Below are 25252 nucleotides of genomic sequence, written 5' to 3' on the forward strand. Positions count from 1 at the left end.
CGGCGTCCTCGGCCCGCACAGCGCGCCTAGGCGCTGACGGCCGCCCGCTCACGGGCCGCGCGCACCGCCGCGGACAGGCCGGTGATGTCGTACGCCCCCTGGTGTCTGCGCCCGTTGACGAAGAACGTGGGGGTGCCCGCCACCCCGCCGACATCCGCCGACTCCACATCCTCCGCGACACGGGCCGAACCGGCGCGGGAGCGCATGTCCCGCTCGAAGCGCGCCACGTCCAGACCGATGTCCGCGGCGTATCCGCGCAGGTCGTCGAAGCGCAGGGCGCCCTGGTGGCTGAGCAGCAGGTCGTGCATGTCCCAGTAGCCGCCCTGGAGGGCCGCCGCCTCGGCGGCCTCGGCGGCCAGCTGGGCGTGGACGTGCACATCCGTCAGGGGGAGGTGGCGCCATACGTAGCGCACATCTCCGAAGTCCCCCAGCAGCTCACGGATGACCGGCTCGGCCTGGCCGCAGTAGGGGCATTCGTAGTCGCCGTACTCGACGACGGTCACCGGGGCGTCGCGGGGTCCGCGCACATGGTCGCGGTGGGGGTCCACGGGCACGGGGAGGTCGATGATCGTTTCGGCCTTGCCCAGCAGCGCTCGCAGCTGGGCTTCCCGGGGAAGCGCCCCGATGGCGCGGGTGATCAGCCAGCTGATGACAAAGGAGCAGAGGACGGCGCTCAGGATGCCGATCTTGGCGTCCTGGAGGCCGGTGCCGTGGAAGGCAAGGGTGGCGATCAGCAGGGAGACTGTGAAGCCCACCCCGGACAGCGAGCCCCCGACGGCGACGGCTCCCCATCCGACCGGCAGCCGGATACGGCCGCGGCTGAGCCAGGTGGTCAGTGCCGACGCGCCGATGACGCCGATCGGCTTGCCGAGGGTGTAACCGAGCAGGATGCCGAGGGTGATCGGTGAGGAGAACGCGCGTGACAGCTGCTCGCCGCTGATCGGGATGCCGGCGTTGGCCAGGGCGAAGAGGGGCACGATGACATAGCCGGCCCAGGGGTGGAAGATCTGCTGCAGGCGGTCGTTGGGTGAGATCGCGGAGGCCAGTCCGGCGCGGACCGAGCGCTCGAGTTCGGGTGTGGGTTGTTCGCGGAACAGCCGGAACAGCCCGGTGGCGCGCTCCAGGTCGCTGCGCGCCGCGGGGTAGGCGTAGGTCAGCAGCCCCATGGCCAGCCCGATGACCACGGGATCCACACCCGATTCGAGCATGGCGGCCCAGCCCACCACCGCGAGCACCGCGTAGACGGCGCCGCGGCGCACTCCCAGCCGCCGCGCCAGCAGGACGACGGCGAAGGTGCCCATGGCCACCAGCAGCGCCGGGACGGAGAGGCCGCTGTTGTAGGCGATGGCGATGACGGCCAGCGCCAGGAAGTCGTCGACCACGGTGATGGTGAGGATGAAAACCCGCAGGCTGGAGGGCATGTGCCGGCCGACCACGGCGAGGATCCCCAGGGCGAAGGCGGTGTCCGTGGACATGGCCGCGCCCCAGCCCTGCGCCGATGCGTGGCCGGCGTTGATCGCGAGGTAGATGGCGACCGGTACGAGCATGCCGCACAGGCCCGCCGCGACCGGCAGGGCCAGTCGGCTGCGTTCGCGCAGTTCCCCCATGTCGAACTCGCGCCGCGCCTCCAGGCCGACGACGAAGAAGAACACCGTCATCAGCCCGCTGTTGACCCATTCGCGCAGGTTGAGCGCGATGCCATGGGAGCCGAGCCGCAGGGACAGATGCGTATGCCAGAACGCCTCATAGGCCGAGGGCGTCAGATTGGCCCAGATGAGCGCGGCGAACGCCGCCGTCACCAGGACGGCGGCGCTGCCGGTTTCGGTCCGCAGGAAGTCACGGAGCGGGGAGTGCGAGTCGGCTGCGCAGGCGGTCTGCTCCGTGTAGTCGTTGGCCTCGGAGGACATGATCAGCCGCGCACCGCGCCCTGCCCGGACGGCGTGGTCATGTCGTCGGCGCGGTGGCCGTCGATGGCCCTCTTCCGGTTGTTCGGCAGCTCTGTCAGGACGGTGCTCACTTCTACCTCGCGTCGTAATCCAAGTGTCCGACATGCCCGGCGGCCGTGCCCGCCGGGCTCTCGCCGACACTTCGCCGGGGCGGCGGTTCTCGCCGCAACAGCGACCACCAGCCGTTTCATTCCTGGGCGGCCGAATCGCTGCCCCGGCCTATATGAGGACCTTGACGAGGGCTTCCCCGAGTGCGGTGGCCGAGGCCGGATTCTGCCCGGTGACCAGGCGGCCGTCGACGACCACATGCGGTTCGAAGTCGGGTGCGCCGGTGTGCTTGGCGCCCCGCTCCTCGAGCCTGCTCTGCAGCAGGAACGGCACCACGTCGGTCAGCCCCACCGCGGCCTCCTCGCTGTTGGTGAACCCCGCGACGTTCTTGCCGTCGACCAGATACGCCCCATTGGACAGCTTGAGGTTGACCAGGCCCGCCGGGCCGTGGCACACCGCGGCGACCGCCCCTCCGGCCTCGTAGATGTCACGCGCGATACGGGCGAGACCGGCGCTGTCGGGGAAGTCCCATACGGCGCCGTGACCGCCCACGTACAGGATGGCGTCGTAGTCGCCGGGGGTGATGTCCTCCGGCCGGGCCGTCGCCGCCAGCTTCTCCGCGATACGCGGATCCTCCAGGAAGGCCTTCTGGATCGGATCGGACAGGTCGCGGCCGTCCATCGGCGGACGGCCCCCGGAGACCGAGACCAGGTCGACCTCGTAACCGGCGTCGGACAGCACCTTCCAGGGGTGCGCGGCCTCGCCCACATAGAAGCCTGTGGTCCGGCCGGTTTCGCCGAGTTCCTGGTGGCTGGTCAGGGCGAGCAGGATCCTTCGGGTGCCGGGCATGGCGGTCTCCTCTGTGCTTCCGATGTGCTTTCGATGTGCTTTCGATCGAGGGGCAGTTCCCCGGCCCCCCGGCGTCTGTGCAGCGTAGAGCGGCGCACCCATGGGCGACCAATGGGAAGATCGCCCCACACCCATCGGAAAACAGATGGGTGTGCCGGACCCTGAGGAGCCCTGGTGGATCTGTCCCTGCTGAAGACCTTCCTGGCCGTCCACCGGTCCGGTTCCCTCACGGCGGCGGCGCGCCAGGTCGGCCGGTCCCAGTCCACCGTCACCGCGCAGATCCGCACGCTGGAGGAGCAGCTGGGCCAGCAGCTGTTTCTGCGTATGCCGCGGGGCGTCGTACCGACGTCCGTGGCCGATGAACTCGCCGCCGAGGCCGGTCCGCATGTGGATGCCCTCGCCACCATCGCCGAGCGCGGCGTCGCCGGCCGGACCACCCCGTTCACCAAGCCCATGCATCTGGCCGGCCCCGCCGAACTCATGAGCACGCGGGTGCTGGCCGCGCTGGCGCCGCTGGTCCATGACGGACTGCGGCTGAGGGTGACCCTGGGGCTGACCGACGAGCTGCTGGCCGGTCTCCCCGACGGCCGGTTCGACCTGGTCATCTCGACCCACCGCCCGCGCGGCAAGGCGATCGCTTCGGTGCCGCTCACGGATGAGGAGTTCGTCCTGGTCGCCGCCCCGCACCTGGCCGCGCTCGTCGACGGCGGGCAGCTCATTCGCGAAGGGCCGGTGGCCCTGCGCGAGCTCCCCCTGATCAGCTATGCGGAGGACCGCCCCATCATCCGCCGCTACTGGCGCACCGTGTTCGGCACCCGCCCCACGAGCAGCCCCGCTGTCGTCGTCCCCAGATCTGCGGGGTGTGCTGACCGCCACTGTCGCCGGTTCCGGGATCACGGTGCTGCCGCGCTATCTGTGCGCGAAGGAACTCGCTTCCGGTGCCCTGGTGCCGCTCCTGGAGCCCGAGATCCCGCCCATCAACACGCTCTACCTCGCCTGTCGCGTCGGCACCGAGAACGCACCGTCGATCGCCGCCGTTCGCACCCGGCTGCTCATGCAGGCGCCCTCGTGGTGACGTCGGGGGCCCGGTCGCCTGACATGTCGGCGGCGTGTCGCGACGCCGAGGCCGGCCTCCACGGGTGGTGAGTTCGCGGATGCGCTGGGTGGGCCGGTACGGTCGTCCAGGAGATCGGCCGGCGCGATGGACTCCTCGCCCGCCAGCGGGCGGTCGCTGCGCAGTACGGCCTCATAGGCGTCGGTCGCGAGGTGGAGGGCTCCGCGAGGAAGCGGGTCCGGGTCGATGAGCACGGCCGCGTCGACCGTACCGCGGCGGCCGCGCCGGAATAGCACTTTCCCTAGTCCGGGCTCCGTATCCTGGCTGTGCGTCTCTGGAAAGTGTTATGCCTCAGGGGATAAATCAAGCGACATACAGAGGCGGCATGGAAATGACCATAATTTTCGATCCGCGAGATCCGTCGGTCCGCACCGACCCATATCCCATCTATCGACGCCTGCGCGAGACAGACCCCCTCCATCAATCACACTTCGGCTATTGGGTTCTTTCGCGCTACGCCGATGTGGATGCCGTACTGCGCGCGCCTGGAGCGTCGAGCGAGTTCTATCGGGACCGGACATGGGCCAACCGCCGCGGTGGTCCGGACAGCCCTCTCGTGCAGAGCGTACGAAAATGGATGCTCATGCTCGACGGTCCCGCCCATCGACGGATCCGAGGCGCGATCAGCAAGGTTTTCACCCGGGCCTCAGTGGAACGGCTACGGCCGCGCATAGCCGCCGAGACCGCCCGGCTGCTCGACGCCGTGGGCGAAGGTAAGACGGATCTCATCCACCGTCTTGCTCTGCCCCTTCCGGTGACTGTGACCTGCGAACTTCTCGGTTTACCCGGGAGTGATCGAGACCAGTGCCGCCGTTGGACGGAACAAATAAGCCGCGTGATCGACCCCTCGATAACCGCCGAGGACGCGGTCGAGATGAACGCGGCGGAGGTGGAATTTCGCGAGTACGTCGCCGGCCATCTCAAAGAGCGCAGGTCAGCGCCGCGAGACGATATTCTCTCCCTCCTTCTGCACGCCGAGGTCGATGGCGGGCGGCTGACCGAGGAGGAGATCATCGCCAATGTCCAGTTCTTGTTCGTCGCAGGCCATGAGACCACCGTCAATCTGATCGGAAACGGCCTCCTGGCGCTGCTCCGCCATCCCGACCAGTTGCGCATGCTGCGCGACAACCCGGAAATCATCACCGACTCGATCGATGAGATCACTCGATACGACCCTCCCGTGCAGATCGTCTCCAGGCTCCTGACCGAAGATGTCCCCTTGGCAGAGGTCACCCTCCCCGCGGGTGCCAAGGTGATGCTGCTTTTCGGGGCGGCCGGCCGTGACCCCGAGCGCTATCCCGATCCCGACCGCCTCGACCTGACCCGCACCGGAGTGAAAACGCTGGCCTTCAGCGGTGGACCGCACTACTGCATCGGTGCCGCGCTGGGGAAGCTGGAGACCTCGATGGTGCTGACGGAGCTGCTGCGGCGCTATTCCACGATCGAGCTCACCGGCGACGACCTGGTCTGGCGACCGAACGTCAGCTTTCGCGGGCTGCGGGAACTGCCGCTCCATCTGGTGCGCTGACGCGGCTCGCCGGTCTCAGCCGAAGGTGTCCCGCATCCAGTCGCGCATCAGGCCGGCCGTATGCGGGGCGTGTTCCTCCAGCATGGTGAAGTGGTTGCCGCGGGTGATGACGGCGGTGTGGTCGTACGGCCAGACGGGTTGCCAGTCCCAGTCCGCCGGCCAGCTCTCCAGCGGCTCCCCGGCGCGTACGAACAGCACCGGGGCCGGCAGCTCGGTGAACGGCCAGGCGAATGTCTCGTAGTGCAGCATGGCGGTGACCCAGTTGTCGTCGCTGGGCACCGCGGAGTCCGGGTCGTCGGCCCGGTGCTGGAGTTCCCCCCGCAGACCGGGGGCCAGCAGGGTGAGCCGTTCGTCCTCGCCGGGGGCGTAGCTGTCCAGCAGGATGACACCGACGGGCGGGACGCCCTGGTCGTAGAGGTACCGGGCGAGCATATGGGCGATCAGGCCGCCGGAGGACAGGCCTGCGAGCACGAAGGGCCGCTCCCCCAACTCCGCGCGCAGACTGGCGGCGTGCGTCTCGAGCAGCGCTTCCGGGGTCTTGGGGAGCGGGTCGCCGCGGTGGAATCCCGGTTGCCGCAGCGCCCAGACGTCCCGCTCGCCCTGGAACGGCTTCGCGAGACGCGCGTACTGCACCGGATCCGATGTGCCGACGGCCGAGGTGACACACACCAGCGCCGGCCCCTCCGGGCCACCGGCCAGCCGGGGCGGTCGTGGGATCCGCGGCAGCTCGGCCGGCGAGGTGAAGTAGGCGCGCGTCTGCGCCCAGGCGGTGGCCCTGGTCCGGGCGATCAGCTCGTCGACGGTCTCGCCGTGCTCCTCGGGGGCCGGTTCGCCCTCCGGCCGGGCCAGCACTTCCGCCAGATGCCGGACCAGCGCCGGCGGGGTCGGATGGTCGAAGGTGACGGTCGCCCGCAGCCGTATGTCGAGGGCCTGGCTGAGGTGGTTGCGGATGTGCACGGCGGCCAGTGAGTCCACGCCCATCTCCAGGAACCCGGCGTGCGGTCTGAGCTCGTCCGTGCCGTCGTGTCCGAGGACCAGCGCGACCTTGTCCAGCACCAGGTCGAGCAGCGCCCGTTCGCGCTCCGGTTCGTCCAGGCGGTCGAGCAGCTGACGCGGATTGTCCCCCGGGATCTCCGGCCGGTTCACCAGCTCCCGCAGCAGTGGCCTGACCTGACGGCCACGCAGGTCGAGCCGGGCGGGTACGAGCACCGGGTCGGCGAGTGCGGCCGCGGCGTCGAAGAGCGCCAGCGCCTCCTTGGTGGACAGTGAGTCGGCGGTGGACGGTGGGGTGGCGGCCGAGTCGAGGTGGCGGGTCATATCGCTGCGTTCCTGCCACAGGCCCCAGGCGAGCGAGACCGCGGGCAGCCCTCGCGCGCGCCGGTGGTGTGCCAGCGCGTCGAGTACGGCGTTGGCGGCGGCGTAGTTGGACTGGCCGGCGCTGCCCGCGGTGGCGGCGGCCGACGAGAACAGCACGAACGACGTCAGTGGCAGGTCCTGGGTCAGTTCGTGCAGGGCGAGCGCGGCCTCGGCCTTCGGCCGCAGGACGGCGTCGACGCGGTCCTCGTTCATGGCCGTCACCACGCCGTCGTCGAGCACCCCGGCCGCGTGGACGACGACCGTCGGCCGGTGTGCGCCGAGCAGTTGGGCCAGTTGAGTCCGGTCCGCGACGTCGCAGGCGACCACGGTGACGGTGGCGCCCAGTGCGCCGAGCTCGTCCCGCAGTCCTGGTGCCTGGCCACGGCGGCCGGCCAGGACCAGCCGCCGCACCCCGTGCGCGGTGACCAGATGGCGGGCCAGCAGCCGGCCGAGGGTGCCGGTGCCGCCGGTGATCAGAACGGTGTCCTCGGGCCCGGCGAACGTTCCGGGAGCCCGGGGGACGACCCGCACCAGGCGGCGCGCCAGCACCTGTCCGCCCCGCAGGGCGACCTCGGGTTCATCGGCGGCCAGGGCGGCGGTGATCGTCTGCGGGGTGATCTCATCGGCGTCCAGCAGGACGAACCGGCCGGGTTCCTCGGTCTGCGCCGACCGCACCAGGCCGATGACGGCCGCGCCCGCCAGGTCGGGGAGGTCGTCGCCGGTCCTGGCCGCCACCGCGCCCGAGGTGAGGAACACCAGCCGGGACGCCGCGAACTCGGGGCGCCCACACCACCATTGGACCAGCCTCAGTGCGCGGTGTGCGGATTCCCGGACCGAGCCGTGTGAGCCGCCGACGAGCACAGCGCCCGGCACCGGCAGACCCGCGCGGACCGCCTCCTCCAGCGTCGTGAGATCGGGGAAAGCCGGGAAGTGGCGGGTCTGGAAACCCACGGCCACCATGGTTTCCGCCGCGAGCCCGCCCGAAGGGCGCACCTCGACCCACCTGTTCCGGAACAGCGCGTCTCGCGGGGCGCCGCTGCGTACGGCCGCCGGGCGCAACACCAGCGAGTCCACCGACAGCACCGGCGCGCCCTCGCTGTCGGTCACGGTCAGCCGCACCCCGCCGTCGACGGATCCGCACAGTCGCACCCGCAGCGCCGAGGGCCCAGCCGCATGCGCGGTGACACCGGTCCAGGTGAACGGCAGCACCGGTCCGTTGCTCTCGTCAGCCTCGCCAGCCGCCGGGCCGCTGAAGCCGAGAGCGTGCAGGGCGGAGTCGAGGAGCGCCGGATGGACCACGAAGCCGTGGGTGTCCACTGGGCAGGCCACCTCGCAGAAGACCTCGTCGCCGCGGAGCCATACGGTGCGCAGCCCCTGGAACGTGGGGCCGTAGCCCAGCCCGTGGCCGATCAGCGCGGGGTAGAGCCCGGTGTGCGGGACCTCTTCCGCGTCGGCGGGCGGCCACTTCTCCAGCGCCTCGGGCTCGGCGGGTGCCGGGCTCAGCACGCCTTCGCCGTGCCGCACCCAGCCCGCGCCGTCCACCTTCGCATGGAGGTCCAGCCTGCGGCGCCCGGTGCCATCCGGTGCGCCGACGCGCAACTGCACCGTGGCGGCCCCCTCGTCCGGCAGGACCAGCGGCACCGCCAGGGTCAGTTCCTCGACCGTGGCGCAGTTCGCCACGGCGCCCGCGTGCAGCGTGAATTCGAGCCAGGCGGTGCCGGGCAGGATCACCTCGTCCAGTACACGGTGGTCGGCAAGCCACGGAGTCGACTCCGTCGACAGACGTCCGATCAGCACCAGCTCATCGCTCCCGGCCAGCTCGACCGCCGGATCCAGCACGGGATGGTCAGCGCTTCTGGACTCACCCGGCATCAGCCAGAACCGCTTGCGTTCGAACGGATAGGTGGGCAGTTCGGTGAATCCGGGTGTGTCAGGACCCGCCCATACCGTCCAATCAGGACACAGACCGCGGACGTACAGTTCGGCGAGCGAGGAGAGCAGCGCCCTGCGGCCGTCCTCCCCGCGGCGCAGCGATCCGACGACCACGGCCTTGTCGCCGACGGCCTCCAGAACCGCCGGGCCCAGCACGGGGTGCGGGCCGACCTCCACGAAGAACGAGTGTTCCGGCGCCGCGAGCCCGGCGATGACCTGGTCGAACCGCACCGGAAGGCGCAGGTTCCGGTACCAGTACCCGGCGTCGAGCTCCGTCCCGGCGAGTACGGCGCCGGTCACCGCCGAGTGGAAGGGGATGTCCGTGGCCTTCGGCGAGATCGGGGCCAGCTCGGTGAGGACGCGGTCGCGGACGAGCTCCATCTCGGGTGAATGGGACGCGTAGTCCACCGGCAGCTTCCGTACCCGTATGCCGGATTCGGCCAGGTCCGCCAGCAGTACGTCGAGCGCGTCGGTGTCTCCGGCGACCACCGTAGCCCTCGGTCCGTTGACCGTCGCGATGCACAGCTTCTCGTCCAGGCGGGGCCACAGTTCGTCCGCCGGCAGTTCCACCGAAGCCATCCCGCCGCTGCCGGACAGCCGGGTCAGCGCCTTGGCACGCCGGGACACCACCAGCGCGGCGTCCTGGAGGGACAGTGCGCCTGCCACATGGGCGGCGGCGATCTCCCCCTGGCTGTGCCCCACCACGGCATCCGGTTCGATGCCGCAGGAGCGCCAGAGGGCGGCGAGCGCGACCATGACCGCGAACAGCGCCGGCTGCACCACGTCCACTCGCTCCAGCGAGGGCGCGTCCGGCTCCTGCCGCAGCACGGCCCACAGGTCCCAGCCGACATGCGGCGCCAGCGTCCGGGCGCAGCGGTGGATGTGCTCCCGGAACACCGGCGATGTCTCCAGCAGGTCACCGGCCATTCCCGCCCACTGACCGCCCTGGCCGGGGAAGACGAACACCACTTTGCCGGTCAGATCGGCGGTGCCGGTGATCAGGCCCGGCGCGGTGCCGCCGCGGCTCAACGCGGTCAGGCCGGCCCGGGGATCCGTATCGAGCACCACGGCACGGCGCTCGAATGTGCTGCGGGAGGTGACCAGCGCGGAGGCGACGCCTGTCGCGTCCCTACCGTCGACATACGAGAGCAGCTGTGTTGCCTTGGCACGGAGGGCGGAGTCGGTACGTGCCGAGAACACCCACGGCAGCGGTTCCGCTCCGGCGGCCGGTGTCACTTTGGCGGGTGGCGCCTCTTCGAGAATCACATGGGCGTTGGTGCCACTGATGCCGAACGCGGACACTCCCGCGCGCCGGGGGCGGCCCGGGCCGGCCGGCCAGCGGCGGCTTTCGGTGAGCAGTTCCACCGCGCCCGAGTCCCAGTCCACCTGCGACGACGGGGTGTCCGCATGCAGCGTCTTCGGCAGGGTCCGGTTTCGCAGCGCCAGTACGGTCTTCAGCACCCCGGCGATACCGGCGGCGGCTTGGGTGTGCCCGATGTTCGACTTCACCGACCCGATGGCCAGCGGGGTTTCCCGGTCGCCACCGTACGCCGCCTGCAGCGCCGACGCCTCGATCGGATCGCCGAGCCGGGTCCCCGTGCCATGCGCCTCGACGGCGTCCACATCCCGGCCGCGCAGCCCGGCGTCGGCCAGCGCGTCGCGGATGACCCGCTGCTGTGCGAGCCCGTTCGGCGCGGTCAGCCCGTTGGAGGCGCCGTCGGAGTTGATCGCGGTGCCCCGCACCACGGCCAGCACCGGGTGTCCGTGGGCGAGGGCGTCGGTCAGCCGCTCGACGAGCACGACCCCGGCACCCTCGCCCCAGCCCACGCCGTCCGCCGCCTCGGCGAACGCCTTGCAGCGGCCGTCCGCGGCGAGCGCGCCCTGGCGCCGGAAGGCGGCGAACAGTCCGGGCGTGGACAGCACGACGACACCGCCGGCCAGCGCGAGATCGCACTCCCCCGAGCGCAGCGAGCGGACGGCCAGATGCAACGCCACCAGCGAGGACGAGCACGCGGTGTCGATCGTGGCCGACGGGCCCTCCAGTCCGAGGAAGTAGGCGACTCGCCCGGACAGCACGCTGGCCGCGGTGCCGGTCGCCAGGTGGTCGGCGTGTTCGTTGTGGTTGCTGACCTTGCCCAGCAGGCCGCGGTAGTCCTGGTCGTTGGTGCCGGTGAACACTCCGGTCCGGGAGCCGCGCAGGGACAGCGGGTCGATCCCGGCCCGCTCCACCGCTTCCCAGGAAATTTCCAGCATCAGCCGCTGTTGCGGATCCATCGACAGGGCCTCCCGGGGGCCGATGCCGAAGAAGCCCGCGTCGAACCATGCCGGGTCGGTCAGAAACGCCCCCGCCCCGGTGAACTCGTCGGGCCAGCCGCGGTCGGTGGGAAAGGGCGTGACGGCGTCCCGGCCCTCGCCGACCAGCCGCCACAGCCCCTCCGGGTCGCTCACTCCACCGGGGAACCGGCAGCCCGCGCCCACGATGGCGATCGGTTCGCGGTCGCCGGCCTCGGCCACACGCAGCCGTTCCCGGGCGTCCCGCAGCGCGGTGGTCAGGCGCTGCACGGTGTCGAGGAGCCTGTCGTCAGCCATCGTGGCGGTCCTCCCCGGCCCGGGAGAGTTCCTGTTCGGCGAGGCTCAGGATGGCCTCGAGATCGGTCGTCCCGGGCTCCGCCTCCGGCGGTGTGCGGTCGGGTGGAACGGTGTCCGGGGCGAGCTCCGTGGCGAGGTGGCCGGCCAGCGCGGAGGGGGTGGGATGGTCGAACAGCACACTGGCGGGCATCCGCAGCCCGGTCTGCGCGCTGAGCTGGTTGCGCAGTTCGACGATGCCCAGCGAGCTGAGCCCCTGCTCATGGAAGGGTTTCGCGGGCTGGATCTGCGCGGCCGAGTCGTGCCCGAGCAGCTGCGCGGTGTTCTGGCACACCAGATCGCGCAGCGTACGGACGCACTCGGCCCGCGGCATCCCGGCGAGCCGCCGTACCAGCGCGGAGATCTCCGCGGGCGGCGGGGCGGCCTTGCTCTGCTGGGCCTCGGGCAGGTCCGTGAACAGCGGGCTGTTGCGGGTGGTGGCGAGCGTCGAGAGGAATCGCGTCCAGTCGATGTCCGCGATGACGAGCCCGGATTCGTCGTGTGCGCAGGCCCGGGCCAGTAGGTCGATCGCCAGGTCCGGGTCGAGCACCGTCATGCCGTTGCGGCGCAGCCGCGTGCCCACGATCTGCGCGTCGGTCCCGTCCACCGCCATGCCACCGGCCCCCCATGGCCCCCAGGCCATCGACGTGGCCGCGAGTCCGTCGGCGCAGCGTTGTTCGGCGAGCGCGTCGAGGTAGGTGTTGGCCGCCGCGTAGTTGGCCTGACCGGCGTTGCCGACCGCGCCGGTGGCGGAGGAGAACAGCACGAACGCCTCCAGCTTCCCCGCGAGTTCGTGGAGGTTCTTGGCGCCGGTGGCCTTGGCGTGCAGAACGCGTTCGAGCCGCTGGGGGTCCAGCGCGTCGATCACGCCGTCGTCGAGCACCCCGGCCGCATGCGCCACCGCGGTCAGCGGGCGGTCCTCGGGGATGCGTGCGAGCAGGGCCGCCACCCCTTCCCGGTCGCCCACGTCGCAGGCGGCGGTGTCGACCTCGGCGCCGAGCGCGGTCAGCTCGGCGACCAGTTCGGGGTCGTCGGCGTGCCGGCCCGTCAGCAGCAGCCGTTCGGCGCCCTCGGCGGCCAGCCACTTCGCGACGCGCCGGCCCAGCGCGCCGAACGCTCCGGTGATGAGGGTGGTGCCGCGTACGGGCCACTCGCGCCGGGGATCGGTGGGCAGCGGTGCGCGCAGCAGACGCCGGACGAACACTCCTGTGGCGCGGATGGCGGCCTGGTCTTCGGCCGAGGAAAGGATCCCGGCCAGCCGTTCGGCCGCTGGTGCGTCGAGGGTGGCGGGGAGGTCGACCAGTCCGCCCCACCGCCCGGGGTGCTCAAGGGCCGCTACCCGGCCCAGTCCCCACACCATGGCCTGCACCGGGCTGCCGAGCCGGTCGCCGTGGCCCGTGGACACCGCGCCCTGCGTCGCACACCACAGGGGCGCTTCGAGCCCGGCGTCCCCCATGGCCTGGATGAGCGCCGTGGTCAGCGCGAGTCCCCCGGGTACGCCGGGTGTGCCCGGACGAGTCCGCTCCGCCAGCGCCAGCAGGGACAGCACCCCGTCGATCGGTTCGCCGTTCGCCGCGGACACCAGGCGCTCGGCGATCTCGGTGCGGTCCGCGTCGACGGCGAGGGGCAGTGTCCGGGAGCCGAGCGTGGCGCCGAGGGTTTGTGGCACGGGGAGGGTGTCGCAGTGGACGATCAGCCAGTTGCGCGGGGAGGCGGTCCGGTCCGCCGTGGGCTGCCAGCCGATCCGGTACCGCAGCCGGTCCATCTCGGCTTCCCGGTCCGTCTGCTGGGGGCGGTTCACGGCCGCGTCGGGCAGCAGCCAGAACCGCTTGCGCTGGAAGGCGTACGTGGGCAGGTCCACGCGCCGGGCCCCGCTTCCGGCGTACCACCGCGACCAGTCCGGCCCATGGCCGCGTACGTGCAACGCCGCGATGGCGCCGAGCACATCGTCGTGGCGCAGGGCGGGGATCACCACCGCCTCGGCGGTTTCCATGAGGCAGTCGGCGGCCATCTCGGTGAGCGTGCTATCCGGTCCCAGCTCCAGGAAGGTGGTGACCCCGTCGTCGTGCAGGGTCTGCATCCCGTCGTGGAAGCGGACCGTACCGCGCACATGGCGGACCCAGTACTCGGGGGAACACAGCTCGTCGGCGGTGGCGAGTTGCCCGGTCAGATCGGAGACGACGGGGATCTCGGGCGGATGGTAGGTCAGGCTCCGGGCGACCGTGTGGAACGCGTCGAGCATGGGCTCCATCAGGGAGGAGTGGAACGCGTGGCTGACCCGCAGGCGCGCGGTCCTGCGGCCCTGGGCGCGGAACCGCTCCGCCAGTGCGACGACCGCCTCCTCGGCACCGGAGATCACCACCGACCGGTGGCCGTTCACCGCCGCCAACGACACGCCCGGCGGTAGTTCCTCCAGTTCGTCCCGCGCCGCCGCCACCGCGTACATCGCCCCTTCTTCGGGCAGCGCCTGCATGAGCGAGCCACGCGCCGCGACCAGTGCGCACGCGTCCGGCAAGGACAGGACTCCGGCCAGATGGGCGGCGGTCAGCCCGCCGAGGGAGTGTCCCAGCAGCAGGTCCGGCCGGATGCCCCAGCTTTCGAGCAGCCGGAACAGCGCCACTTGGAAGGCGAAAAGACCGGTCTGCGCGTACTCGGTCCGGTTCAGCAGTTCCTGATCCGTGCCGAACACCGTCTCCTTCACCGGCAGGCCCAGCCCGGCGCACACCTCGTCGAAGGCATCGGCGAAGACCGGGTACGCCGTGTACAGCCCGTGTCCCATGCCCACCCGCTGACTGCCCTGACCGGTCAGCAGAAAGGCCAGACCGCCCTCTGCCACCGCGCCGACCGTGAGGTCGGGGTCGGGCCGGCCCGCCGCCAGCGCGGTCAGCGAGCGCCGCAGCCGGTCGTGGTCGCCACCGGTGAGGACGGCTCGGTGGGTCAGGGCCGAGCGGGTCGTGGCCAGTGAGAAGCCGATGTCGCGCGTGTGGAGGTCGGGATGGGCGTCCCAGTGCGCGGCGAGTTGTCCGGCCTGGGCGCGCAGAGCGGCCTGTGAGCCGCCGGAGACGGTCCACAGCGAAGGGACGCTCCGTACGGGCTCCGCCGGAGCCGGTGGCTCGGCGGGCGGCTGCTGAAGGATGACGTGGGCGTTGGTCCCGCCGATCCCGAACGACGACACGCCCGCCCGCCGGAGCGGGCCCTGGTCGGGCCATGGCGTGTCCTCGGTCACCAGCCGCAGCCCGGCGGCCCAGTCCACATGCGGGCTTGGCCGGTCGACGTTCAGGGTCGCCGGGACCAGCCCGTGCCGCATGGCCAGCACCATCTTCATCACGCCTGCCGCGCCGGCCGCGGCCTGGGTGTGGCCCAGATTGGATTTCAGCGAGCCCACCAGCAGCGGGCGGTCCGGGGGCCGGTGCGCCCCGTATGCCTCCAGGAGGGCACCGGCTTCGATCGGGTCGCCGAGCATCGTCCCGGTGCCGTGCGCCTCCACGACGTCCACGTCGGACGGTCGCAGCCGGGCGTCGGCGAGCGCGGAGAGCAGCAGCCGGTGCTGGGCGGCGCCGTTGGGCGCGGTGAACCCGTTGCTCGCGCCGTCGGAGTTGACCGCCGAGCCCGCGATCAGGGCGAGCACCGGATGGCCGTTGCGGCGCGCGTCGGAGTACCGCTCCAGGACGAACATGCCACCCCCTTCGGCCCAGGCGGTGCCGTCGGCGCCCTCGGCGAAGGGTTTCGCCCGCGCGTCCGGTGCGAGCCCGCCCTGGCGGCTGAACTCGACGAACACCAGGGGCGACGACAGCACGGTCACCGCGCCCGCCAGCGCCAGCGAACACTCGCCACGGCGCAGCGCGGCTGCGGCGAGATGCAGCCCGACCAGCGACGACGAACACGCCGTGTCGATGGCGAGATTGGGCCCGTTCAGCCCGAAGGTGTACGAGATCCGGCCGGAGGCCGTGCTGGCCCCGGTGCCGATCGCCAGATGCGGTCGCAGACAGATGTCCGCGTACCCGGGGCCGGTGCCGTAGTGGCCGTATGACAGCCCGGCGTACACCCCGGTGTCGCTGCCGCGGAGGGTGGCCGGGTCGATACCGGCCCGTTCACATGCTTCCCAGGTCAGTTCGAGCAGCAGCCGCTGCTGCGGATCCATCTCCAGTGCCTCGTGTCCGCCGATGCCGAAGAAGGCGGGATCGAACTCGGCGGCGTCGTGGAGAAATCCGCCGTGGCGCACATAGCTGGTGCCCGGGCGTTTGCGCTCCGGGTCGTACAGTCCGGCCAGGTCCCAGCCGCGGTCCTCGGGCATCGGCGATATGACCTCACGGCCTTCGGCGAGCAGCCGCCACAGGTCGTCCGGCGATCGCACCCCTGCTGGAAACCGGCAGCTCATCGCGGTGATGGCGATCGGCTCGTCCGGGCCGGTCCGGCGGGGGCGGGCGGCCACCGGCCGGGGTGTGCGGTTCTCCAGGTGGGCCGCCAGCCGGTTCGGGGTCGGATGGTCGAAGAGCGCGGCTGTGGCGATCTTCAGCCCGGTCCGCTTCCGCAGTCGGTTCACCAGTTGCACGGCGGCGAGGGAGTCGAGCCCGAGTTCGAGGAACGACCGGTCCGGCCCGTAGCCGCCCTCGATCATCGCCTCGGTCTCGGTCCTGATCACCCGCCGCAGATCCATCGCCCGGGATACGGCGGATGCCGTACGGGAGGGCCGTGCCACGCCGGTCGGCAGATGGATGCGCCGGCCACCCCAGCCGCGGAACACGGCGGGCCAGTCCACCGGGACACCGTGGGTGTGCAACCCGCCCAGGGTGCCGAGCACGGCGCGCAGATCGGACCCGCCGCCGTGCAGCGCGGCGGTGATATGCGCGTTCGCGGCGGAAGACTCGGGCAGAGTCTCCTCGACCAGCGCCGCCAGCACACCGTTCGCGCTCATGTCCACATAGGTGTCGACGCCCGCCGCGTCGAGGCTCGTCACGCAGTGAAGAAAATGCCCGGTGCCGCGCACCTGCGCCCCCCAATATTCGGGCAGGTGGACGACACCGGGGTCTGATCCCAGCGCGTTGTGCACCGGAACAATCGGAATGCGCGGCGGTCGCGGGGCGAGGCCGCGGACGAATTGCTCGAAGTCGCCGGCCATCGCGGCCATATGCGGCGAGTGGAAAGCCCGGTCGACCGGCAGCTGTTTCACCTTGCGTCCCCGCTCCGCCCACCCTCCGGCGATCCGCAGCACGGTTTCGCGGTCCCCGGAGACGACGACGGAGTTCGGGGCGTTCACAGCGGAGATACCGGCCAGATGCTCAAGACCGGCCAGCGATTCCAGCGCCTCGGCCTCGGAGATCCGCATCGCGACCATCGCGCCGCCGACCGGTGTCTTCTCCCGGAACAGCCGAATCCGCTCGGCGAGCAGCGCGCATACGTCGGGCAGGGGGAACACCCCGGCCGCCGTCGCCGCGGCCAGTTCCCCGACCGAGTGCCCGGCCACGAAGTCCGGGCGTACACCCCAGTCCTCGAACTGCCGGAACAGCGCCACCTGAAGGGCGAACAGCGCGTCCTGGGTGTACAGCGCCTCGTCGGCCGGGGCGACCTCGGTGGCGTTGCCCGTACCGAGGAGCAGATCACGCACCGACCAGGTGGCGACCGCGTCCATATGGGCGCACACCTCGTCGAGCGCGTCGGCGAACACGTCGAACAGTGGGTAGAGCTCGCGCCCCATGCCCGGCCGCTGCCCGCCCTCGCCGGGAAAGAGGAAGGCCACCTTGCGCCCGCCGTCGGCCTTCCCCGCGCCGCCCCGCCCCAGGGCGAGTTCGCCGAGCCCGTCCGCGAGCTCCGCGCGGTCGGCGCCGAGAACCACCGCGCGATACGGCAGCTGCGGCCTGGCGACCGCCAGGGTGTGCGCGGCATCGAGCAGATCCGGGCTCTCCGGCTCGGCCAGATGGGCGCGCAGGCTCTCCGCCTTGCCGCACAGCGCCTCCTCGCTGTCCGCCGACAGCAGCAACGGCAGCGTCGGGACCGCGGTCCGCGCCGACGGCGAGGGGCGCGCGGGCGGTTCCGACAGCACCAACGCGCAGGCCACTCCCGCGCCGTCGGAGGAACTGTGCACCGCGGTGATACGGCGCTCGGGGTCGGGCCGGGTGCCGGGGATCGGAACCCGTCCGCGACCCAGCAGCACGGGCATCTCCAACAGTGCCGCCACCGCTCCCACCGCGCCCTCGCCCCGGCCGCCCGGCTCGCCGCCATCGCCGGGCAGGCCGTCCGACGCGGCCTCGCCCGCGCGGTAGTCGCCCGCCCGGTGGTCGCCCCGCCACCAGAATTGGATCCCGTCGCCTTCCACCTGGGCGCGCGCACAGGCCTGCCGTACGACGTCGCCCCGGCCCAGCGCGCTGCCCTCGATCACACAGTGGATCGGATCGCCTTCGGCCACCGCGGCCGCAACCGGCTTGAGTACGAGGAATCCGCTGCCGCCGTCCGGTGAGGCGATCCCGGCGAGCGCCGGCGCGGACTCGCCCGTGAGGATGCTCTGGCAGGCCAGGTGGACCACACCGGCGGGAAGGATGTCGCACGTCAACACGGGCCCGCTCACGCCCAGTTCGGCGGCGATCAGATCGGCCTGCTCGGTGGCGAACACACCGGCCGCCGCCTCCCGGAGCCGTTCCGGGACGATGCCGGCGTTCTCCAGCGCCCGCAGCGCCGCCTCAGTCGGCGCAACCCCGGGGAGGCAGGGGGACAGGCCGATGACCGCGACCGGCGTCAGGCGAGCGGTACTTCCGGGCTGCATGGAACCACCTGTCCTGTTCGCCGTCTCACCGTCGGTCGGAATCGTGCCGAACACGGGCCGTACACGTATCGCCGGTGGGAATAGCGCCGAATACACGAGCATTCCCAGGAAGAGGCGATGAGATCGGCAGGCTAACCTTTCCGGTCAAGCGCTTCCAAGCCCAGCATCTCCGTGGAGCGGGTGTTTAGCAGATCTCCTAGTCATTCCCGCAGGCGGCGCTGCGCCTCGCGCGGCCATGCCATGATGAGATCTCCAGAACTGTCATTGCCCGACTCAAAAGCGTTATCAATCAAGGGTCCGGAATGCATGAATCTGGTCTTCGACCCGCGATAGGGGAATCAGTGTGCAGCGATCCATGCGACCTGCCTTACTGGCCGGACAGACCCTGGGAGAAAGCCTGACCCTGCTGGCGAAATCCGCACCGGACTCCCGCGCGAGATTTCCCACCGCAGGCGACGACATCACCGCGGCGGACCTCGATATCGCTTCCGCCGCCGCGGCGCACGAGTTTCTGCGCGCCGGGGTGCGGCCCGGTGACATCGTGGGTGTGCTGGTGCCCACCGCCGCCCGGTTCTTCACCACGGTCTTCGGGCTCTGGCGGGCCGGTGCGGCGATCAGTGTGCTGCCGGTCCAGGCCGGTTTCGGTGACCCGCGGGACACCGCGCGCCGTCTCGCGCGCATCGCGGACGTCGCGGGCCTGCGCCACCTCGTGCTGGACCCCGACTACGACGAGCTCGGCCACGAACTCACCACAATGGCCACCGGGGTGGCCCTGGTGTCCCCGCCGTCGCCGAGCGGCACCGGCAGCCCACTCACGCTGCCCACCGTCGATCCCGGCTCGCTGGCCATCGTCCAGTTCACCTCCGGCAGCACCAGTCTGCCCAAGGGCGTGATGCTGCCGCATCGCACGACCATGGCCGGTCTGCGCGCCTGCGTGGTCTCGGGCGCCTTCAGCCCGGACGATGTGTTCGTCCAGTGGGTGCCGACCTTCCACGACATGGGTCTGATCGGCTTGCAGGCCCACTGGCTCAACGGGGCCGATGTCCACGCGTTCTCACCGACCACCTTTCTCCGACGGCCGGGCACGGTACTCGAACACTTCGCCGCGCACCGCGGAACGGTGATGACCGGGCCCAACTTCTCCTACGACTATCTGCTCGACCGCGTGCCGGCCGAGCGGCTTGCCGCGCTCGACCTGTCCAGCTGGCGGCTGGCGTTCAACGGCGCCGAACCGGTCAGCTCGGCCACCGTGCGGCGGTTCACCGAGGCACTGGCGCCCAGCGGCGTCGGCCCGTCGGTGATGTACCCGGTGTACGGCATGGCCGAGGCCACCTTGTCGATCAGTTACCCCGCCCCCGGAGACACCTCGAAGGTCCGTACGGTGGACCGCGACGAGCTCGCCACGACCGGCGTCGCGCGCACCGTCGACGAGGCGGCGCCCTCGGCCAAGCCGGTGGTTTCGGTGGGCCGCGCGGTGCACGGCATCGAGCTGCGGATCGTCGGTGACGACGGGGCGGTGGCGGCCGACGGCACGCTCGGCGAGATCCAGATCGCCGGGGAGCCGGTGACCACCGGCTACTTCCGCGCCCCCGAGGCGACACGCGAGGTGTTCGACCACGGATGGCTGCGCACCGGTGATCTCGGTTTCCTGCTCGACGGCGAGCTGTACGTCACGGGGCGGCGCAAGGAAATGGTCGTGGTGCACGGGCAGAACTTCTTCCCCGACGACGTGGAGAACGTCGCGCGCACCGTGCCGGGCGTCTACCGCCACCGCTGCGTCGCCTTCTCCGACACCGATGCCGAGGGCGGCGAGCGGATCGGCGTCATCGTGGAGACCGATACCGACCCCGCCCCGGTGCTCGCGGAGGTCCGCAGAAGGGTGGCGGCCGAGCTGGACCTGTCCCAGGTGCGGGTCTATGCGGTCAAACCACGCTGGATCCCTCGCACCACCAGCGGAAAGTGGCAGCGCGTGCTGGCCGCGCGGCGGGTGGCCGCCGCTGACGGCGACAGCGCGGTGGCGTACCCCGCCACCGGAAGTCCAGACCGAGGAGAACGGGTGTGAACAGCAGAACACAGTCGCCGGCCGGGGTCCCCCTGCTCGCGGACGACCGGATGCACAGCGCCCGGATATTCGCCGAATATCAGCACGCCACCTGGGAGCTGCACCACATCCCATGGGAGGAGTTCCGGCCCGATCTGGTGTTACCCGAGCACATCGTGTTCGCCAAGGGGGCCATCGTGGGCGAGTCGAACGTCATCGCCGCGACCCACGGCCTGCTCAACGAGTTCGCCATGGACTACGACTTCTCGCAGTTCGCCTGTATCTGGGGCTATCAGGAGATCCAGCACCACCTCGCCTTCCAGACCTGGCTGCAGCTGGCGGGCCATGACATCGACCACCGGACGATCGCCTCGATGCGCGAGGCGTACCCACCGGGAGTCACCACGGCGGCCACCCTGGCCACCAACGTCATCTGTGAGGTCCTTGCCACCCACGCTTACAAATGCGTGGCCCGCACCATGAAGGAGCCGGTCCTCGCGGCCATCCTGAAGAAGGCCAGCGGCGACGAGGCGCGCCACGCGCGCGAGTTCGTCCACTACACCGCGCAACAGCTGGCCGAACGGCCACAGGAATGCGCGTCGGTCGTGGAAACCCTGTACATCTACATGGGCACCACCCGCGACCTGTACCGCCATCCGGTCAGCCGGTTCAAGGGAAACCTGCCCGAGCTGGAGAACCACGAGACCATCGACGAGATGTTCGCCTACTTCGCCGAGGTCGACGAGGACGGCAAAGAATGGGCGAAGTGCTGTGAGCAGCTGTTCAAGTACTTCTCCGCGCTCACCGGCCACAAGCTGACCAAGATGTCCGATGTGCGGCGGGCGATCGCCGAGGAGTCACTGAACAGCAAGGTCCCCGCATGAGCACCGCACAGCACACCGCCGGCGAGGCGATCGAACTCCCCTGGCACGCGGAGCCCTCCTTCAACTGCTTCGGCTGCTCGCCGCGCAACCCCATCGGGCTCAAGCTGCGTCTGAAGCGGCTGCCGAACGGGGACCACGCCGCCGAGACCACATTCTCGGAGAACTACGCCTCCTACCCCGGGATCGTGCACGGCGGCATTGTGAACGTGCTGCTGGACGAGGTGATGGGTGACACCCTCGCCCTGGTGCACGGCCTGCTCGCCTTCTCCGTGACCCTGCGCAGCAAGATGCTGCTGCCACTCGCGGTGGGCGAACCGTATCTGACCGTCGCGCGGATCAGCGGCCGGGGTAACGGAGTGCTGCACACCCAAGCCGAGATCACCGGGTCCGGCGGCGAACTGCACGTCATGGCCACCGGCACCTACCAGCCGATCCGCTCCGAACAAGCCAGGAAACTCATGCAGCTCGACGATGCCGCCTTCGGCCGCGTCCAGCACTACTTCGACCACGGTACGGGAGAGTCATGACCGCCGAACCCACCGGCCACGAGCCCACCGGCCGCGCCCAGATCGCCGCGATCACCATCGAATACCTCGCCTCCGAACTGGAGGTCTCCCCCGCCGAGATCGGTCTCACCGACCCCCTCAAGGCACTGCCCGGCGCCGACTCGATGAAACTGCTGCGGGTGGTCTCCAAACTGGAGCGCCAGTGGGACATCGAGTTCGACGACCAGGCCGTCTTCGCCGCCGACACCGTCGAGGAACTGGTCACCCTGGTGCACACGTACGTCAGCGGAGAACTGACGACACCATGACCACTGTGACCCCCCAAGCGGCGTACCAGGCCACCAACCGGCACTACGAGCTGCCCGCTGAGCTGTTCGCCGGCTACCTCGACCGGCGGCTCAAGTACAGCTCCGGGCTGTACACCGACCAGAACACCGACCTCGACCAGGCGCAGACCGACAAACTGCACTTCGTCGCGCGGCAACTCGGTCTCACCGGCGGTGAGCGGCTGCTCGACATCGGCTGCGGCTGGGGCAGCCTGATCCTGTTCATGGCCCAGGAGTACGGCTGCCACGCCACCGGTGTGACACCGTCACGCCCCCAGCTCGAGTACATCCGGGCCCAGGCGGAGGCGACGGGCGTGGCGGACCTGATCACGCTGGAGCACGGTTCCTTCAGCGATATCGAGGTGGCCGGCCCGTATGACGCGATCACCATGCTCGGCTCGATCGTGCATATGCCGAACCGGACGGCGGTGCTGCGCAAGGTCCACGAACTGCTGCGCCGCGGCGGATCGCTGTATCTGTCGGAAAGCTGCTTCCGGAACCACGCCGCCTACGAGGAGTTCTCGCGGCGGCCGGGCACCAAGCACGTCACCGAGGACATTTTTGGATTCGCCGATATGGTGCCGCTCTCCACGCTCGTGGAGGCGGTGGAGTCGGCCGGGTTCAGCCTCACCGCGCTCTCCGATCTCACCGCGCACTATCACCGCACCATCGAAGACTGGGAACAGCGGATCCACGCCGAGCGCGACCGCGTCGAACGGGCGGCACCGGGCATGAGCGAGCCGCTGATCCGCTATCTCCGGACGGCCAACGCCGGCTGGGGCTACACCACCAAGCACTATGCGCTGAGCGCGCTGAAGTCCCGGATGGGCCCGACGGAGGCACCATGAGTGACACCGTCGCGCCCGAATCCCCTCCGGAACCGCTCCCGCGCTCCCTCGACCCCGCGGAGCTCGGAAAGCTGACCCGGAAGGCGGTGAGCCGCGCCGATACCCACCACTGGTCCATCGACGAACTGCCCTGGACAACACTGCGGCCGGAAGAACTCACCGAGACCGACCGCTCGGTCGTGCGGTTCATCACCTTCATCGAGGACCACATTCCCGGGTATCTCACTTACTTCCTGGATGCCTTCCCGGTGTCCGGTGAGGATCTGGCCATCGAGGAGTTCTGCTTCAACCGCGAGTACTTCCGGTTTCTGATCTCCTGGGCGAACGAGGAGGAACGGCACGCCTCGGCCCTGACCAGATATCAAATCGAGGCCGGTATCAGCGACCCGGACACACTGCTCCGGGAGCTGGCCGAGGAAGGCAGAAAGAAGTTCTCGCTGCCTTATGAGAGCCCGGTCCAGGCATTCACCTACACCCTGGTCCAGGAGAAGGCCACTCAACTCTTCTACCAGCGGTTCAAGGCGGTCGCCACCGAACCGGTGCTGCGGGAACTGCTCCACCGACTGGCCAGGGACGAGGCCCGGCACTTCGCGTTCTACACCGAAATCCTCACCGCCTACATCACGCGGCACGGACTCGGCGCGACGATACCGGACCTCAAAGACGTACTCTCCACCTTCCGTATGCCCCTGGCGGACACGCTCAACGGATACTGGCGATGGTCACTGCGCGTCGCGGACGCCGTGTCCTACAACCACACCGAGGCGTATGGCGCCCTGATCCGGCTCGTCAACAACTTCAGCACCACAAAAGGCAGCGCGTCGACAGCCGACCTGGCCGAGTTCATCCACCGCATCCGTGCCGTCTGACCACCGCACACCGCTCACCGCTCACCGCTCACCGCTCACCGGGAGGCGTCGGGCCCCACCGTCGGCAGATAGCGCGGCGCTCGCCAGGCGCTCAGCCGGTGCTCCACCGCCGCCCCCAGCGACAAGAGCCCCGCGTCCTGGTGGTCACCGGCCATCAGCAGCACGCCTACGGGCAGCTCGTCCACGAACCCGGCGGGCACCGACAAGGACGGGTATCCGGACACGGCCGCGGGCGTTGACGACGGGATCACATCGTTGTCGCCCCGCGCACAGTCGGTCGTCCAGGCGGGCGGGTTCGTCGGGGCGGCGATGGCGTCCAGCCGATGGGCGGCCATGGTCTCGTCGATGGAACGCCGGGAAAGGTCCTTCAGCTCGGCGCGCATGGCCCGGTATCCCGGGTCGGTGGTGGGTGGCGCGGCAAGGGCCTGCTCGAACAGCTCCTGACCGGCGAAGCAGGTCTGCTCCGCCGGATGCGTGCGGTTGAACTCGACCAGCTCGGCGAGGTTGCGCGGCCCGCCGCGGGTGGCGAGATAGGCGTCGATGTCCCGGTGGAACTCGCTCAGCAGCGCCGGGAATTCGAGTTCGGCGAGGCGCTGCTGATACGGAGGTGTCACCTCGACGACCTCGGCCCCCGCGTTGCGCAGTTTTTCGGCCGTACGGGTCATCAGGGCGTCCACCTGCGGCCCGAGCGAGGGCAGCCGCCACAGGCCGATCCGTTTGCCACGCAGACTGCTGGAGTGCGTCATCCGGTCCGGGACGCCGAAGCGCGATGCGCCGCTGATCACGGACAGGCTGAGCGCGGTGTCGATCACATTGCGCGCCATGGGCCCCGCGGTGTCCTGCTCGGCGGAGATCGGGACCACGCCCGCCTGGCTGACCAGCCCGAGGCTGGGCTTGTGGCCGACCACCCCGTTCATCCCGGCCGGACACACGATGGAGCCGTCCGTCTCGGTGCCGATCGCCACCTGCGCCAACGACGCGGCGAGCGCGGCACCCGAACCGGCGGAGGACCCGCATGGATTCCGGTCCAGTACATAGGGGTTGTTGGTCTGCCCGCCCACCGCCGACCACCCTGATGTGGGCTTCGCCGCGCGGAAGTTCGCCCACTCTGACAGGTTGGTCTTGCCGAGGATCACCGCCCCCGCGTTCCGCAGCCGGGTCACCAGGGCGGCGTCCACGTCCGGCGGGCTGCCGGCCAGCGCCAGCGACCCGGCGGTCGTGGGCATATCGCGGGTGTTGACGTTGTCCTTGAGCAGGACGGGGATCCCGTCGAGCGGGCCACGGGTGTCGCCGCTCCGATGCCTGACGTCGCTCGCGGCCGCCTGCCCCAACGCCGTCGGATCGGTGCGCAACACCGCGTGGATCTTGGGGTCGATGGCCTTGATCCGCCGCAGGTAGGCGGTGGTCAGCGCCGCAGAGGTCAGCGAACCGTCAGCCATGCGCGCCTGTAATTCCGGGATCGTCACCGTGTCGAGGTCGACCCCCAGCCCCACGGACACACCCGTCGGCGGCGGCAGATCGACGCCGACTTCGGCGGCTTCCGCACGCGGATTCGGCGCACCCGCGCAAAGGGACCCCGTGACCAGGGTGGCGATCAGCGTGGCAGTGCTCCGCTCCCTCATG

At 70.5% G+C, this 25252-nt stretch carries 11 protein-coding genes and 2 pseudogenes; 8 read left to right on the plus strand and 5 right to left on the minus strand.

Annotation, left to right across the window (positions count from 1 at the left end):
• Positions 1 to 26: 26 nt before the first annotated feature.
• A complete protein-coding gene (gene nhaA, locus ACWDSL_RS21855) occupies positions 27 to 1907 on the minus strand; it encodes a Na+/H+ antiporter NhaA (protein WP_450487783.1) in 1881 nt (626 codons plus the stop codon).
• 258 nt (positions 1908 to 2165) lie between these two features.
• Positions 2166 to 2843, minus strand: a complete 678-nt coding sequence (locus tag ACWDSL_RS21860; RefSeq protein WP_450487785.1) for a type 1 glutamine amidotransferase domain-containing protein — start codon at positions 2841 to 2843, stop codon at positions 2166 to 2168.
• A 174-nt stretch (positions 2844 to 3017) separates the two neighbouring features.
• Here ACWDSL_RS21860 and ACWDSL_RS21865 point away from each other — a divergent pair.
• Positions 3018 to 3918: pseudogene (locus ACWDSL_RS21865) on the plus strand (LysR family transcriptional regulator).
• Between the two features lie 364 nt (positions 3919 to 4282).
• Entirely contained in the window at positions 4283 to 5485 is a 1203-nt protein-coding gene (locus ACWDSL_RS21870; protein WP_450487787.1) for a cytochrome P450, read from the plus strand.
• 48 nt (positions 5486 to 5533) lie between these two features.
• Here the strand turns inward: ACWDSL_RS21870 and ACWDSL_RS21875 are convergent.
• Together ACWDSL_RS21875 and ACWDSL_RS21880 are read right to left on the minus strand one after the other, a co-directional pair.
• A pseudogene (locus tag ACWDSL_RS21875) lies at positions 5534 to 11362 on the minus strand (SDR family NAD(P)-dependent oxidoreductase); the annotation flags it as partial.
• Positions 11355 to 18155: an SDR family NAD(P)-dependent oxidoreductase gene (locus tag ACWDSL_RS21880; protein WP_450487789.1), complete on the minus strand. Its 6801-nt coding sequence runs from the start codon at positions 18153 to 18155 to the stop codon at positions 11355 to 11357. The pseudogene ACWDSL_RS21875 and the gene ACWDSL_RS21880, both read right to left, overlap by 8 nt.
• Positions 18156 to 18510: 355 nt before the next feature.
• Here ACWDSL_RS21880 and ACWDSL_RS21885 point away from each other — a divergent pair, with 355 nt between their 5' ends.
• The 6 genes from ACWDSL_RS21885 to ACWDSL_RS21910 are packed head-to-tail and all read left to right on the plus strand — an operon-like array spanning position 18511 to position 23629.
• On the plus strand, positions 18511 to 20217 hold the full coding sequence (locus ACWDSL_RS21885; RefSeq protein ID WP_450487790.1) for an AMP-binding protein: 1707 nt from the start codon (positions 18511 to 18513) through the stop codon (positions 20215 to 20217).
• Complete coding sequence (locus ACWDSL_RS21890; RefSeq protein ID WP_450487792.1) at positions 20214 to 21080, plus strand: ferritin-like domain-containing protein; 867 nt, start codon at positions 20214 to 20216, stop codon at positions 21078 to 21080. Before ACWDSL_RS21885 ends, ACWDSL_RS21890 begins: the two co-directional genes overlap by 4 nt.
• Positions 21077 to 21607 (plus strand): PaaI family thioesterase, encoded by a 531-nt coding sequence (locus tag ACWDSL_RS21895; protein ID WP_450487794.1) that lies wholly within the window; start codon positions 21077 to 21079, stop codon positions 21605 to 21607. The genes ACWDSL_RS21890 and ACWDSL_RS21895 overlap by 4 nt, the downstream gene beginning before the upstream one ends.
• On the plus strand, positions 21604 to 21894 hold the full coding sequence (locus ACWDSL_RS21900) for an acyl carrier protein (protein ID WP_450487796.1): 291 nt from the start codon (positions 21604 to 21606) through the stop codon (positions 21892 to 21894). Before ACWDSL_RS21895 ends, ACWDSL_RS21900 begins: the two co-directional genes overlap by 4 nt.
• The gene (locus tag ACWDSL_RS21905) at positions 21891 to 22760 is read left to right on the plus strand and encodes an SAM-dependent methyltransferase (RefSeq protein ID WP_450487797.1); all 870 of its coding nucleotides are present in this window, start codon (positions 21891 to 21893) and stop codon (positions 22758 to 22760) included. Before ACWDSL_RS21900 ends, ACWDSL_RS21905 begins: the two co-directional genes overlap by 4 nt.
• A complete protein-coding gene (locus ACWDSL_RS21910) occupies positions 22757 to 23629 on the plus strand; it encodes an acyl-ACP desaturase (protein WP_450487799.1) in 873 nt (290 codons plus the stop codon). The genes ACWDSL_RS21905 and ACWDSL_RS21910 overlap by 4 nt, the downstream gene beginning before the upstream one ends.
• Before the next feature lie 35 nt (positions 23630 to 23664).
• On the opposite strand, the gene ACWDSL_RS21915 is transcribed toward ACWDSL_RS21910, so the two are convergent.
• Positions 23665 to 25251 carry an amidase family protein gene (locus ACWDSL_RS21915; protein WP_450487801.1) on the minus strand — a complete coding sequence of 529 codons (1587 nt, stop codon included), beginning with the start codon at positions 25249 to 25251 and terminating at the stop codon, positions 23665 to 23667.
• Between the last annotated feature and the right edge of the window lies 1 nt (position 25252).

It is taken from the genome of Streptomyces sp. NPDC000941, from assembly GCF_053599555.1.

Coding starts and splice junctions, on each gene's coding strand:
- ACWDSL_RS21870 (WP_450487787.1), top strand. CDS start 4,283: ATGGAAATGACCATAATTTTCGATCCGCGAGATCCGTCGGTCCGCACC.
- ACWDSL_RS21885 (WP_450487790.1), top strand. CDS start 18,511: ATGCGACCTGCCTTACTGGCCGGACAGACCCTGGGAGAAAGCCTGACC.
- ACWDSL_RS21880 (WP_450487789.1), bottom strand. CDS start 18,155: ATGCAGCCCGGAAGTACCGCTCGCCTGACGCCGGTCGCGGTCATCGGC.
- ACWDSL_RS21915 (WP_450487801.1), bottom strand. CDS start 25,251: ATGAGGGAGCGGAGCACTGCCACGCTGATCGCCACCCTGGTCACGGGG.
- ACWDSL_RS21910 (WP_450487799.1), top strand. CDS start 22,757: ATGAGTGACACCGTCGCGCCCGAATCCCCTCCGGAACCGCTCCCGCGC.
- ACWDSL_RS21900 (WP_450487796.1), top strand. CDS start 21,604: ATGACCGCCGAACCCACCGGCCACGAGCCCACCGGCCGCGCCCAGATC.
- ACWDSL_RS21895 (WP_450487794.1), top strand. CDS start 21,077: ATGAGCACCGCACAGCACACCGCCGGCGAGGCGATCGAACTCCCCTGG.
- ACWDSL_RS21905 (WP_450487797.1), top strand. CDS start 21,891: ATGACCACTGTGACCCCCCAAGCGGCGTACCAGGCCACCAACCGGCAC.
- ACWDSL_RS21860 (WP_450487785.1), bottom strand. CDS start 2,843: ATGCCCGGCACCCGAAGGATCCTGCTCGCCCTGACCAGCCACCAGGAA.
- nhaA (WP_450487783.1), bottom strand. CDS start 1,907: ATGTCCTCCGAGGCCAACGACTACACGGAGCAGACCGCCTGCGCAGCC.